Genomic DNA, 12890 nt, shown 5'->3' with positions numbered 1-12890 from the left:
AGCTTACCTCGTCGCCGACGATTGCACCGAGACGGCCTCGGCCGAGGAAACCTCGGTCCAGGCTTGCGGCGCGACCTTGTCGCCCGCGGCGAACTTCTGGAAGCCTTCGACCACGACCTTGTCGCCCGCCTTCAGACCTTCGGTGACCAGCACCAGGCCGTCCTGGATCGGTCCGGTGCGGATCGGCTGCGCCACGACGCGGTTGTCGTCCCGGACCACGAAGATCTCGCTGCCGCCGCCCACAGTGCGCTGAACCGCCTGCTGCGGCACCCCGACGGAGTCGCTGTCGATACCCTGCTCGATCCGCACCCGGACATACATGCCGGGCAAGAGCTCCCGCTTCGGATTGGCGAACTCGCCGCGCAAGGTGACCTGGCCGGTTGCGGCATCGACCTTGGCTTCAGAGAACAGCAGCTTGCCCGCGACCGGATAAAGCGTGCCGTCGTCCAGCAGCAGCCGGACCTTGATCGCATCGTGCACGATGCGCTCGAGATCGCCGGATTCGAACGCGCGCCGGAGGCGGTGCATTTCGGTGACCGACTGGGTGAAGTCGGCATAGATCGGGTCGAGCTGCTGGATGGTCACCATCGAGGTCTCGTTCTGCACCGCGAGCGCGCCCTCGCTGACCTGGGCCGCGCCCACGATGCCATCGATCGGCGCACGCACCGTCGCGTAATCGAGATTGAGATGAGCGCGGGCCAGATCCGCCTTGCGGGCTTCGACGTCAGCAGCCGCTTCGCGCTCGCCGGCGATCGCCTTCTCGTTTTCGACTTCAGGCGTGGCGCGTTCCTTGAACAGCAGAGCGATCCGCCGCGCCTGCTGGACGGCACGCTCGTGCACCGCTTCGGCCTTGGCCAGCGCAGCCTTGGCGGACAACACCTCGACCTCGAACGGCTTGGGGTCGATCCGGTAGAGCGGATCGCCTGCCTTCACCTCGCTGCCCTGGCGGAACAGCCGCTCGACCACGATGCCGGAGATCCGAGGCCGCACGTCCGACACCCGCGTCGGCGCGATGCGGCCCGGCAGCTCGCGAACGATGGCGCGGGCCTGCTGCTCGACGGTAATGATCCCGACTTCGGGAATATCAACCTGATTAGTCGATGAGGCTTGGGCCGTGGTGGCATCGTCGCAGGCGGCGAGAAGTGGCGCGACGACTGCGAGCAGCAATGCGCTGCAAACCAATGACGCGCGAAGACGAGACATGAAAGATGAGCTCCTGATAGTTGGAGTAACGGCTGACTATGCGACGGGATGACCTTGCGCTGTTCTGGCGCTGCCGACGCCAACATAGAAGTGAGCTGGTGCAGCGCAATGCGGATTGCGGCGGCTTGATGTCACACGGAGGTATGTGCCTGAAGAAACAACGCGATTTTCGATTCACCGGATTGTGAGCCGGCCGAGATCGAGCGGAACTCAGGGTTCCCGCAGCGCCGATCGCGACTCTTGGTCCGATGGCAGCGACAGAATCTCGCAGGCACTCATGCCGCAGTTTCCCTGCGGGGCGGCAGCGGGAAGAAGGCGCTGGTGCGCGCCTGATAAGCCTGATAGCAGGCGCCGCGCGAGCGCAGCATCTGCTGTTCCAGCGGCGGAATGCCGGTCACATGCACCAGGATCCAGTACATGACCAGCGGCGCCAGCAGGCCGGCTGCTCCCCAGGGATGATCCGGCGATAGCGCGATCACGGGATACGACAGCCAGCACACCCATTCGAAAAAGTAGTTGGGATGCCGCGACCATCGCCAGAGTCCGACATCGCAGACTTTTCCGCGGTTGGCCGGATCGGAGCGGAAGGACCTCAATTGACCATCGGCGAGGGCTTCCCCTGCGATGCCGAGCAGCAGGATCAGCGCGCCCAGGCCATCTTGTGCGCGCAGATCTCTCGCTGGTGCATGGGCTGCAACGAAAATGGCGAAGGCGAGCGGGATGGAGCCCCAGGCCTGCTGCTGCAGGAACAGGAACATCCGACGGGGAGCGGCCAATCCCCATTGCTTGGCGAACTCGGCATAGCGGGGGTCATCACCGCTCTTGGCGGTGCGCAGGGCGACATGTGTGCCTAGCCGCAGCGACCAGATCGTAACCAGGATGGCGACAAGCCATTGCCGGGCGTTCGGCGCCGTCCCGGTCAACGGCCACAAGGCGCCGGCGGCACCAACCAGCCCGACCGAAAACGTCCAGATGGTATCGACCCAGCCGGAATTGCCGGTGCCCTGCTGCACCGCCCAGGCCAACGCCATGAGGATGGAGAGCGAGAGGCCAATCAGCAGCACGGCTGCCAAATATCCAAGGATGGTCATGACAAATGCCGGGCGTTCCCGCTAAATATCAACTGAAATACGCACCGACCGCTGACCGGTTTCGGGACACGATTCCATGCAGAGTGCGGGATTGCAGCAATCGCAGCTTCTTTCCCGCCGCTGCTATGCCATAGTGTGCCCCAGGACCGGTTCCCCGTAACGGAAGTCATCGACAATGGCTCAAGGCTCCCCTTCCCGTTCCGCGATGGACGAACTGACCAAACTGTCCTCGCCCCGGATTTTTCTGGTGCGAATGCTGGTCTTCCTGGTGCTCTGCGCCCTGGTCGGGGTCGTGCTCTACAAGCAGATCGTTCAGGCGTTTTTCGCCAATCCCGGGCTGAATGCGCTGATCGGTGCGGTGCTGTTCATCGGGATCATCCTGTCGTTCCGCCAGGTCATCCGACTCTACCCGGAGGTGTCCTGGGTCAACAATTTCCGCATCGCCGACCCGGGCCTCGCCGTGGCTCGCTATCCGACCTTGCTGGCGCCGATGGCGGCGATCCTCGGCCGCGAGCGCACCGGGCGGATGACGATCTCGCAACAGACGATGCGGCACCTGCTGGATTCCATCGCTACCCGACTCGATGAAGCCCGCGACATCTCCCGCTACATGACCGGTCTGCTGGTCTTCCTCGGCCTGCTCGGCACCTTCTGGGGCCTGATCGAGACAGTCGGCTCGGTCGGCAAGGTGATCGACGGGCTGAAGGTCGGCGGCGACGCCGGCGCGTTGTTTGACACCCTGAAAGGCGGGCTCGCCGCGCCACTGGGCGGCATGGGCATCTCGTTCTCGTCGTCACTCTTCGGTCTCGCCGGCTCGTTGATCCTCGGCTTCCTCGACCTGCAATCCAGCCAGGCCCAGAACCGCTTCTATACCGACCTCGAAGACTGGCTGGCCGGCACGGTCCGCGAATATGGGACGGGCGATGTCGAGGGCGGCGACCTATCGGGCGCGATCGAGCGGCTGCGCTCTGCCATGGAGGAAGGCTCCAACCGCGGGGCGACCGCTGCGATGGCCAATCTCGCCGAGGCGATCCAGGGCCTGGTCGCGCATATGCGGACCGAGCAGCAGATGATCCGCGAATGGGCCGACGGCCAGGGCGAACAGAACCGCGAGATCAAGCGGCTGCTCGAGCGCCTCGCGCGGCAAACTGAGAAGAGTTAGCTCCCTGACCCGGCGCGTCCGCCGGCTTCTCCCACGAGGAGGGACGCTCGGAGCAAAACCAAATCGCGGAGACTATTGAATGGCCCTTGCCCGTACCCGCCGAGAGTCCGGCATGAACTACTGGCCAGGCTTCGTCGACGCCCTGTCGACGCTGGTCCTCTCGATCGTGTTCCTGCTCACCGTCTTCCTGGTCGTCCAATTCTTCCTCTCGCAAGAGGTGACCGGCAAGGACAAGGCGCTCGAGCAGCTCAACGCCAAGATCGCCCAGCTCAACGAGATGCTGTCCCTGGAGAAGCTCGGCAAGATGAGCCTCGACGACCAGGTGTCGCAGCTGCGCGCTGGCCTCGCCTCGGCGGAAGCCGAGCGCGATCGGGTCAAGAGCCTGTACGACGGGCTCGCCAACGCCGGCAACGATGCCAACGGCCGCGCCAACGAGCTGAACAAGGCGCTGGATTCGGAGAAGCAGACCTCCGCGCGTGCACTCGCGCAGATCGAGGTCTTGAACCAGCAGATCAGCGCGCTGCGCCGCCAGCTCGCCGCGCTGGAAGAGGCGCTCGATGCTTCGGAGAAGCGCGACAAGGAATCGCAGAGTCGCATCGCTGATCTCGGCCAGCGCCTCAACGTCGCGCTGGCGCAACGCGTGCAGGAGCTGTCACGCTATCGCTCCGAATTCTTCGGCCGACTGCGCGCCATTCTCGGCAACCGTCCTGACATCCGCATCGTCGGCGACCGCTTCGTCTTCCAGTCCGAGGTATTCTTCGATACCGGCCAGGCGACGCTGCTGCCCGAAGGCCAGCAGGAGCTGAACTCCGTGGGATCGGCGCTGATCGATCTGGACAAGCAAATCCCAAGCGAGATCGCCTGGGTGCTGCGTGTCGATGGCCATACCGACATGCGCCCGATCAACAGCCCGATCTTCAAGTCGAACTGGGAGTTGTCCTCGGCGCGCGCGATCTCCGTGGTGCAATATCTGATCTCGCTCGGTGTTCCTCCGCAGCGTCTGGTCGCCGCCGGCTTTGCCGAATTCCAGCCGCTCGATCCCGGCAACAACGAAGATGCCTTCCGCCGCAATCGTCGCATCGAGCTGAAGCTGACGGAACGGTGACGAGCACATTCACCTTGCGCCGCTATTGCGCAGCCGACGAAGACGCCGCGATCGCCCTGTGGCAGCGGACGTGGCAACAGGCCTATCCAGCGATCGATTTCGCTGCGCGCGTGGATTGGTGGCGGGCCCGCTGGCGCGATGAGCTCGTGCCGAACGCGGCCATCATCGTCGCCGAGCAGGACCAGCAGCTGATCGGCTTCGTGACCATCGACGCATCGGGTTATCTCGATCAGCTCGTGGTCGCACCGGAGCACTGGGGCTCGCCGCTCGCGACGGTGCTGGTCGATGCCGCAAAGGAGCACGCGCCGTCAGGCGTCACCTTGCTGGTCAACAAGGACAATGCGCGCGCAATCCGCTTCTATCGGCGCAACGGCTTCGTCGACGACGGCGAGGACGTCAATCCGACCTCCGGCCGGCCAGTGCTGCGCATGGCGTGGAAGCCGTAGCGGTCGCGCTATGCGCCGCGGAACAGCGCCCGGAACGACCAAGCACCGAAAAAGGTTGCAGGGAACAGAGCCGAAATTGATGGCGCGATCACGCGCCTTCAAACTGCAGGCGCGCAAGCCGCGCATAGAGTCCGTTGGCAGCAACCAGCGAGGCATGGGTGCCCTGCTCGACGATGCGCCCCTGCTCCATCACCAGGATGCGGTCGCATGACAGCACCGTGGCAAGGCGATGGGCGATCACCAGCGTGGTGCGGCCGCGCATCAGTTCCTCCAGCGCGGTCTGCACCAGCGTCTCGCTTTCGGCATCCAGCGCGGACGTCGCCTCGTCGAGCAGCAGCAGCGGCGCGTTGCGCAGGATCGCGCGTGCGATCGCGATGCGCTGACGCTGCCCGCCTGACAAGGTTACGCCGCGCTCACCGAGCGGCGTCTCGAAGCCTTCCGGCAGGCGGCGGATGAATTCGCTCGCATGAGCCAGCTCAGCCGCGCGCTCGACCTCGGCATCGCTGGCCTCGGGCCGGCCAAAGCGGATGTTCTCGCGTGCGCTCGCGGCAAACACGGCCGGCTCCTGCGGCACCAGCGCAATGCGCTCGCGCACCTTGCGCGGATCGGCATCGCGGACCGGCACGCTGTCGAGCGCAATCCGACCGGACACCGGATCGTAGAAGCGCAGCAGCAAATGAAACAGCGTGCTCTTGCCGGCACCCGACGGGCCGACGATGGCGACCTTCTCGCCGGCCTTGATTTCAAACGACACGTCATTGATGGCACGAACATCGGGCCGCGCCGGATAGGCAAAGCTGACATGATTGAAGCTGAGATCGCCGCGCGGCGGCTCCGGCAGCGCGCGAGGCGCAGCGGGTGCCGCGATCTCCGGCCGCACATGCAACAGTTCGAATAGCCGCTCGGCAGCGCCCGAGGCTGCCGAAACTTCGCCCCAGACCTCGCTGAGTTGCCCAAGACCTGCCGCGGCGAACGCCGCATAGAGCACGAACTGGCCGAGACGGCCGGCGCTGATATGGCCTGCGAGCACGTCATGCGAACCGATCCAGAGGATCGCCACGACGCTCGAGAACACGATGAAGATGATGATCGCGGTCAGGACCGAGCGCGCCTTGGTCGAGACCCGCGCCGCTTCATAGGCCTGTTCGACCTCTCGTCCGAAACGGTCGCCGGCGAGCCGCTCGCTGGTATAGGCCTGCACCGTCCTGATCGCGCCGACGAGTTCGGACGCATAGGCCGACGCCTCCGCCAACGTATCCTGCGCATTCCGCGACAGTCGCCGCACCCAGCGGCCGAATGCGACGAGCGGCAGCACGATCAGCGGAATGGCGAGCAGCACGAAGCCGGATAGTTTCGGACTGGTGATCACCATCATCGCGGTGGCGCCGACGAACATCAGCACGTTCCGCAGCGCGATCGAGACCGAGGCGCCGGCCGCCGACTTGATCTGGGTCGTGTCGGCCGTGAGCCGCGAGATCAACTCGCCACTGCGCGCGGAATCGAAGAAGGCCGGCGACAGCGACATCAGATGCGCGAACACGTCGCGCCGGAGGTCGGCAACGATACGTTCGCCGATCGTCATGACCAGGTAGTATCGCGACGCGCTTGCCAGCGCGAGCACGGCCACCACCGCAATCATGACGCTGAAATAATCATTGATGAGCGAGATACCGCGGGGCGTGAAGCCGAAATCGATCATCCGACGCACGGCCACCGGCACCAGCAGCGTGGTCAAGGCGGCGACGGTCAGTGCGATCAGCGCCAGAATGGCGCGGCCGCGATAGCGGACGATATAGGGCGATAGCGCGAGGAGCGGACGCAGCTTGGAGCGACGCCCAGGGGCAGCCTCCTCGGTCAGCGCCTCGACAACCGCCGCGGCGTCTCCCACCGGATCGGGACCGGTCTCGTCCTGCCTGTCGTCAAGCCGCTCGACTGCGCTCATGGATCACCTGAAATGCTTCAAAACTCTGCCAGTCCTGATAGGCCTCGGCCCCGCGGCTTGGCAAATCCGGAAATATACCAAGGGGGCAAGTGCGGCAGAATTGGTGGCGAACCTGACTCCGGGACTGTCACCGCCGCCAGATTCGGAGCATGAGCTTGTTTTGGCCGCCACCTTCGGCTATAGAGCGCCGCAATTGTCCCCCTTCAGTGATGACAGGAACAGGCGCGGTCGCGCCTCACCGTGCCGTAGGATATGCCATGAAAGCCGACATTCATCCGAAATATCATATGATTACGGTCGTGATGACCGACGGAACCGAATACCAGACCCGTTCGACCTGGGGCAAAGAGGGCGATAAGCTCAACCTCGATATCGACCCGAAGTCGCACCCCGCCTGGACCGGTGGCACCCAGCAGATCATGGATCGCGGCGGCCGCGTCTCCCGCTTCCAGAAGAAGTTCCAGGGTTTCCTCAAGAAGGATTGATCCCTGCCGGGTGCTGCATGCGGCACCCGTTCTTAATCTTGGCCCAGATCGCAAAACGCCCCCGAATTCGGGGGCGTTTTTGTTTGGCGTTGATCGTTCGGCGCGCGGCCCCGGCGCGGGCGGGCCTTACTGCTCGAAGGCGGCCTTGAGCCGGTTAAGTTGCGGCACCAGCGGATTACCGATCGCCGTCTGGTCCGGCGGGGTGTGGATCGAGGTATCGAGCCGGCGGACACGGGCCTGCAGGCTCATCGAGCGTGTAATCAGGTCCTGCAGCTGCTGCGGCAGCTTCTCCAGGAGGTCGGCTGGCCCCGGATCGGCGGCCGTCAGCTTCACCTTGGTCTTCTCGCGATTGGCCTGGCTCAAGGTCATCTCGCCTTCCTTCACCGCGCGGTGCAGCAGCAACCAGGAGGCGAGCTGCATCAGGCGGGTGGTGAGCCGCATGCTTTCGGTCGCGTAGGTCAGGCTCACGGCGCGGTCGAGCGCCTTGGCCTCGGTACGGCCGGCGCCATCGAGATAAGCGGCAGTCTCCTCGACCAGATCCATGCCTTCCCGAAACAAGGCCCCGAATGCAGCGGAATTGGTGAGCCGCTCGTTGAACTGAACAAGAGCACCATCGCCCTGCAAACGGTCCGACATGGTTAACGCCTCTTACGCGACTGTTTACGAAGCCGGCTTGCCTCGCCGGTATGATGAACAAATCATTGCGCGGGATGTTACGAGAGTCCAGCAGCAAGACCGAATATGGTTTCCGCGAAGTGGGAGCTATTGCTGTGCAGCGTGCGGACGCCGCAGGACGGCCACAACCGTGCAAAAACAAAAAAGAGCCGCCGTTTCCGGCGGCTTTTAAAGTTGATAACAGGGAGGCGTCAAACAGAGTGGACAGGAGCCACTCGGTGTCCAAACGAGGACGGCTCCGGTTATAAAGGCGAAAGCTTAATCAACCGTAAATAGCGGAAAAAATTCAGCCTTCGTTAGCCATGTCGGCCATTGGCCGAGCCGGCCGGCTGCCGCCCCGCTCCGAACATCACGACTTGAAAATGCTGGCCGCCGCGTCACGCGAAGCGCGCTTCTTTGCAACCGCCTGCTCCAGCCGCGCGATCTCGCCGCGCAGCAGGTCGATGCGCCCGGTGAGCTCCTCGACCGACAGCATCGACAGATCCTGACCGATTTCGTGCGAGGCCGCCTTGCGCGGCCGATCATCGTCTTCGCCTGCCATTCCCGACCTCCTCCCGGTTGCCAGCCGCAGCCCGGCTGGCTAAGCAGCTTAGCAAGCAAGCCTCCGATTTTCCCGAAGGACATCTCATGGAACAGCTGCCCGCGCAAATGACCGTGATCGGCATCAGCAAGCCCGGCGGGCCGGAGGTGCTCAAGCCCGAAACCCGCCCCGTGCCGAAGCCTGGTCCTGGCGAGATCCTGATCAAGGTCAAGGCCGCGGGCGTCAACCGCCCGGACGTCGCGCAGCGCTCCGGCAGCTACCCGCCGCCGCCCGGTGCCAGCGACCTGCCCGGCCTCGAGGTCGCCGGCGAAGTGGTGGCGCGCGGCGAAGGTGCGGTCAGGCACAAGCTCGGCGATATCGTGATGTCGCTGGTGGCCGGCGGGGGCTACGCCGAATATTGCATCGCCCAGGACGCCCAGGCGATGGCGGTGCCACCATCGCTCTCGATCCTGCAAGCCGGCGCGCTGCCGGAGACCCTGATGACGGTCTGGCACAACGTGTTCGAACGCGGCGCGTTGAAGGCCGGGGAGACGCTGCTCATCCATGGCGGCTCGTCGGGAATCGGCACCATGGCGATCCAGCTCGGCAAGGCCTTCGGCGCCAAGGTGATCGTCACCGTCGGCGCTTCCGACAAGGCCGAAGCCTGCCTCAAGCTCGGCGCCGATCACGCCATCAACTACAAGACCGACGACTTCGTCGCCGCGACCAAGGCCGCAACCGGTGGCAAAGGCGCCGACGTGATTCTCGACATGGTCGGGGGCGACTATGTCGAGCGCAATTATGACGCCGCGGCGCCCGACGGCCGCATCGTCCAGATCGCCTTCCTGGGCGGCCCCAGGGCGACCGTCAATTTCACCAAGCTGATGGTGAAGCGGCTGATCCACACCGGCTCGACTCTGCGCCCCCGTAGTAACGCGGACAAGGCCGCGATGGTCGCGGCGATCGAGCAGAAAGTGATGCCGTTCCTGCGCGAGGGCCGCATCAAGCCGCTGATGGACTCGACCTTTCCGCTGGCGGACGCCGCCAAAGCGCACGCACGCATGGAGACCAGCCAACATATTGGCAAAATTGTGTTGGAGATCTAGGCACGCTCTAAACAGAGTGTGTTTGGAAACCCTTTGATTTTCCACGCTTTCGTGGCAATGATCGCGCAATCCTATGACATTGCCATCCCCTTCTGGCTGCGGCTTTCGGTTTGACCTGTTTCGCTTTGGATTGGCGTCGAACGCGGAGATTTGACATTGCATCTGATCAGGTGCCTCGCGTCGCTTGCGCTGGGCCTCGTGATTTGTGTTGCCGCAGCCCCTGCGCATGCCGTCGACGCGGTCAGCGTCCGCAGCGATGCGCCTGCGATCGACCTCACCGGCATCCTTGAGCATCAGAAGAGCGAAGGCGACCGCATCCAGGTCTCCACCGCGCCCGGCACCGACGGCATCGTCCGCCGCATCGAGGTGCGCGCGCGCGAGGGGGGCCAGAACTGGGTGGTGTTCGCGCTCGCCAACAATACCGACGACCAGCTCGATCGCCTGATCGTGGCGCCGCATTACCGCGTGGTCGGCTCCGGCGTGTTCTGGCCGGACCTCGGCCTGTCCCGCATCGCCACCATCACGCCCTCGGTCGGCGACCTGCCGGATCGGCAGGATAGCCCGACCGCCGACGTCTTCCGTGTCACCCTGGATCCCGGCTCGGTGGTCACGTTCGTAGCCGAACTGCGCACCGACAAGCTGCCGCAGCTCTATCTGTGGGAGCCGGAGGCCTACAAGGACAAGGTCAACTCGTTCACGCTGTACCAGGGCATCGTGATCGGCATCTCCGGCCTCCTTGCCCTCGTGCTCACCATTCTGTTCGTGGTCAAGGGCAGCATCATGTTCCCGGCGGCGGCCGCGCTGGCCTGGGCGGTGCTGGTCTATATCGGCGTCGACTTCGGCTTCTGGGCCAAGGTCCTGGACATGTCGAACAACGCCGAGCGCGTCTGGCGCGCGTCGGGCGAGGCGATCCTGGCCGCCACCCTGCTGGTCTTCCTGTTCGCCTATCTGAACCTGTCGCGCTGGCATGTCCGATATTCCCACATCACCGTGGGCTGGCTGTTCTTCCTGGGCTCCCTGGTCGCCGTTGCGCTGTTCGATCCGGCCGTGGCCTCCGGCATCGCGCGGATGTCGCTGCTCCTGATCGCGGTCGCCGGCTTCGCGCTGATCGTCTATCTCTCCAGCCACGGGTTCGATCGCGCGGTGCTGTTGATCCCGACCTGGTTCCTGCTGACGGTCTGGGTCGGCGCCGCTGGCCTGACGGTTGCCGGCTCGGTCACCAACGACATCGTCGGCCCGGCCCTGCTCGGCGGTCTCGTTCTGATCGTGATGCTGATCGGCTTCACCGTCATGCAGCACGCCTTTGCCGGCGGCGGCGCCACCACGGGCATCGTTTCCGATGTCGAGCGCCGCGCGCTCGCGCTGACCGGCTCGGGCGATCTGATCTGGGACTGGGACGTCTCCGCCGACAAGGTGTTCACCAGCCCTGAGACCGAGCACCTGCTCGGGCTGAAGCGCGGCACGCTCGAAGGACCGGCGGCGAAGTGGCTGGAAGTGCTGCACCCGCTGGACCAGGACCGCTTCCGTGCCGCGCTCGACAGCGTGCTCGACCAGCGTCGCGGCCGCCTGGTGCAGGATTTCCGCCTGCGCACCCCGGACGGCCACTTCATGTGGTTCGCGCTGAAGGCGCGCCCGGTGGTCGGCTCGGACGGCGAGGTCTCGCGCGTGGTCGGCACGCTGACCGACGTGACGGAGTTCAAGAATGCCGAGGAGCGCCTGCTCCACGACTCCGTGCATGACAATCTGACCGGCCTGCCCAACCGCAAGCTGTTCATCGACCGTCTCGCCGCGGTGGCCAATTTCGGCAAGTCGATGCCGAATCTCAGGCCGACGCTGATGGTGATCGACCTCGACCGCTTCAAGCAGGTCAACGATTCCGTCGGCATCGCGGTCGGCGATTCCATCCTGCTCACGCTGGCCCGGCGGCTCTCCCGCATCCTGAAACCGCAGGACACCCTGGCGCGGCTCGCCGGCGATCAGTTCGGCCTGATCCTGCTCTCCGAACAGGATCCCCCGCGCATCACCGCCTTTGCCGAGACCATCCGCAAGACGATCCGCGCGCCGATCGCCTTCAACGAGCGCGAGATCTTCCTCACCGCCTCGATCGGGCTCGCGCTCTCCGACCCGCAAGTCCAGCTCTCGGAGGACATCATCAAGGACGCCGAGCTGGCGATGTATCACTCCAAGCGGATCGGCGGCGATCGCATCGACGTCTACAAGCCTGCGATGCGCGCGCGCAAGAACGACCGCCTCACGCTCGAGAGCGAGCTGCGCCGCTCGATCGAGCGCCAGGAGATCACGATCCTCTACCAGCCGATCGTGCGGCTCGAGGATCGCTCGGTCGCCGGCTTCGAAGCACTGGCGCGCTGGGACCATCCGAAGCTGGGGCGGATGTCGCCGATCGAGTTCATCACCATCGCCGAGGAGATCGGACTCATCGTCGACCTCGGTACGTTTGTGCTCGACCAGACCGCGCGGCAGCTCACCATCTGGCAGCGCGCGATGCGCGCGCGCGAGCCGATCTTCGCCAGCGTCAACGTCTCCTCGCGGCAGCTGCTGCGTCACGACCTGATCCACGACATCCGTTCGGTGCTGGCGCGCTCCTCGGTCGCACGCGGCTCGCTGAAGCTGGAATTGACGGAATCGCTGGTGATGGAGAACCCGGAGCACGCGGCGCAGATGCTGACCCGCATCCGCGAGCTCGGCGTGGGTCTCTCGATCGACGATTTCGGCACCGGCCATTCGTCGCTGGCCTATCTGCAGCGCTTCCCGTTCGACACGCTGAAGATCGACCAGTCCTTCGTGCGCACCACGGCGCGCGGCACCCGTCCCGTCATCCTCAAATCGATCATCGCGCTGGCGCATGATCTCGGCATGGATGTTGTCGCCGAAGGCGCAGAGACGGATTCGGATGCGGTCGAGCTCTACCACCTCGGCTGTGAATTCGCCCAAGGCTACGCCTTCGGTGAACCGATGGACGCCGACGCCGCGATGCGGCTGCTGACGGAAGAGCGGCTCGAAGCGGCGAGCTAAGGCGACCTGTGCCGGACAGATGCGGCGCTGTTTCTGTTCCGTCATTGCGAGGAGCGTGAGCGACGAAGCAATCCAGAATCAGGCCGCAGCTCTGGATTGCTTCGCTTCGCTCGCAATGACGG

At 64.8% G+C, this 12890-nt stretch carries 11 protein-coding genes; 6 read left to right on the top strand and 5 right to left on the bottom strand.

Translation table 11 applies throughout. From position 1 onward, the window contains the following. Nucleotides 1-3: 3 nt before the first annotated feature. Together QXZ85_RS12015 and QXZ85_RS12010 are read right to left on the bottom strand one after the other, a co-directional pair. Entirely contained in the window at nt 4-1203 is a 1200-nt protein-coding gene (locus tag QXZ85_RS12015; protein ID WP_315742481.1) for an efflux RND transporter periplasmic adaptor subunit, read from the bottom strand. 275 nt (nt 1204-1478) lie between these two features. Continuing rightward, nucleotides 1479-2294: a DUF1295 domain-containing protein gene (locus QXZ85_RS12010; RefSeq protein WP_315701658.1), complete on the bottom strand. Its 816-nt coding sequence runs from the start codon at nt 2292-2294 to the stop codon at nt 1479-1481. Nucleotides 2295-2469: 175 nt separating this feature from the next. On the opposite strand from QXZ85_RS12010, the gene QXZ85_RS12005 reads away from it, so the two are divergent. The 3 genes from QXZ85_RS12005 to QXZ85_RS11995 all read left to right on the top strand — a co-directional run bounded on the left by QXZ85_RS12005 (nt 2470) and on the right by QXZ85_RS11995 (nt 5007). Further along, nucleotides 2470-3456: a flagellar motor protein MotA gene (locus QXZ85_RS12005; RefSeq protein WP_315701659.1), complete on the top strand. Its 987-nt coding sequence runs from the start codon at nt 2470-2472 to the stop codon at nt 3454-3456. A gap of 79 nt (nt 3457-3535) precedes the next feature. Beyond that, nucleotides 3536-4561: a peptidoglycan -binding protein gene (locus tag QXZ85_RS12000; protein WP_315701660.1), complete on the top strand. Its 1026-nt coding sequence runs from the start codon at nt 3536-3538 to the stop codon at nt 4559-4561. Next, nucleotides 4558-5007 carry a GNAT family N-acetyltransferase gene (locus tag QXZ85_RS11995; RefSeq protein WP_315767518.1) on the top strand — a complete coding sequence of 150 codons (450 nt, stop codon included), beginning with the start codon at nt 4558-4560 and terminating at the stop codon, nt 5005-5007. Before QXZ85_RS12000 ends, QXZ85_RS11995 begins: the two co-directional genes overlap by 4 nt. Before the next feature lie 88 nt (nt 5008-5095). Here the strand turns inward: QXZ85_RS11995 and QXZ85_RS11990 are convergent, their stop codons facing one another. Beyond that, nucleotides 5096-6949 carry an ABC transporter transmembrane domain-containing protein gene (locus tag QXZ85_RS11990; protein ID WP_316174182.1) on the bottom strand — a complete coding sequence of 618 codons (1854 nt, stop codon included), beginning with the start codon at nt 6947-6949 and terminating at the stop codon, nt 5096-5098. 257 nt (nt 6950-7206) lie between these two features. On the opposite strand from QXZ85_RS11990, the gene rpmE reads away from it, so the two are divergent. Further along, nucleotides 7207-7434 carry a 50S ribosomal protein L31 gene (gene rpmE / locus QXZ85_RS11985; protein ID WP_315701663.1) on the top strand — a complete coding sequence of 76 codons (228 nt, stop codon included), beginning with the start codon at nt 7207-7209 and terminating at the stop codon, nt 7432-7434. A 126-nt stretch (nt 7435-7560) separates the two neighbouring features. Here the strand turns inward: rpmE and QXZ85_RS11980 are convergent, their stop codons facing one another. Together QXZ85_RS11980 and QXZ85_RS11975 are read right to left on the bottom strand one after the other, a co-directional pair. Further along, a complete protein-coding gene (locus QXZ85_RS11980) occupies nt 7561-8070 on the bottom strand; it encodes a DUF1465 family protein (RefSeq protein ID WP_315701664.1) in 510 nt (169 codons plus the stop codon). 388 nt (nt 8071-8458) lie between these two features. Beyond that, nucleotides 8459-8650, bottom strand: coding sequence for a DUF1192 domain-containing protein (locus tag QXZ85_RS11975; protein ID WP_315701665.1), 192 nt, complete (start codon nt 8648-8650; stop codon nt 8459-8461). Nucleotides 8651-8736: 86 nt separating this feature from the next. On the opposite strand from QXZ85_RS11975, the gene QXZ85_RS11970 reads away from it, so the two are divergent. After that, entirely contained in the window at nt 8737-9735 is a 999-nt protein-coding gene (locus QXZ85_RS11970; RefSeq protein ID WP_315767519.1) for an NAD(P)H-quinone oxidoreductase, read from the top strand. 156 nt (nt 9736-9891) lie between these two features. Beyond that, nucleotides 9892-12768: an EAL domain-containing protein gene (locus tag QXZ85_RS11965; protein ID WP_315701667.1), complete on the top strand. Its 2877-nt coding sequence runs from the start codon at nt 9892-9894 to the stop codon at nt 12766-12768. Nucleotides 12769-12890: the final 122 nt, after the last annotated feature.

The sequence above is a fragment of the Bradyrhizobium sp. SZCCHNGR1005 genome, assembly GCF_032489995.1.
Classification (GTDB): domain Bacteria; phylum Pseudomonadota; class Alphaproteobacteria; order Rhizobiales; family Xanthobacteraceae; genus Bradyrhizobium.
The sequence above is the reverse complement of the archived record's forward strand: the minus strand, read 5'-3'. Positions and strand labels throughout refer to the sequence as shown.

Bases quoted from the DNA above. Each gene is read 5' to 3' on its own strand.
- QXZ85_RS12015 (WP_315742481.1), bottom strand. From the start codon at position 1,203: ATGTCTCGTCTTCGCGCGTCATTGGTTTGCAGCGCATTGCTGCTCGCA.
- QXZ85_RS12010 (WP_315701658.1), bottom strand. From the start codon at position 2,294: ATGACCATCCTTGGATATTTGGCAGCCGTGCTGCTGATTGGCCTCTCG.
- QXZ85_RS12005 (WP_315701659.1), top strand. From the start codon at position 2,470: ATGGCTCAAGGCTCCCCTTCCCGTTCCGCGATGGACGAACTGACCAAA.
- QXZ85_RS12000 (WP_315701660.1), top strand. From the start codon at position 3,536: ATGGCCCTTGCCCGTACCCGCCGAGAGTCCGGCATGAACTACTGGCCA.
- QXZ85_RS11990 (WP_316174182.1), bottom strand. From the start codon at position 6,949: ATGAGCGCAGTCGAGCGGCTTGACGACAGGCAGGACGAGACCGGTCCC.
- rpmE (WP_315701663.1), top strand. From the start codon at position 7,207: ATGAAAGCCGACATTCATCCGAAATATCATATGATTACGGTCGTGATG.
- QXZ85_RS11980 (WP_315701664.1), bottom strand. From the start codon at position 8,070: ATGTCGGACCGTTTGCAGGGCGATGGTGCTCTTGTTCAGTTCAACGAG.
- QXZ85_RS11975 (WP_315701665.1), bottom strand. From the start codon at position 8,650: ATGGCAGGCGAAGACGATGATCGGCCGCGCAAGGCGGCCTCGCACGAA.
- QXZ85_RS11970 (WP_315767519.1), top strand. From the start codon at position 8,737: ATGGAACAGCTGCCCGCGCAAATGACCGTGATCGGCATCAGCAAGCCC.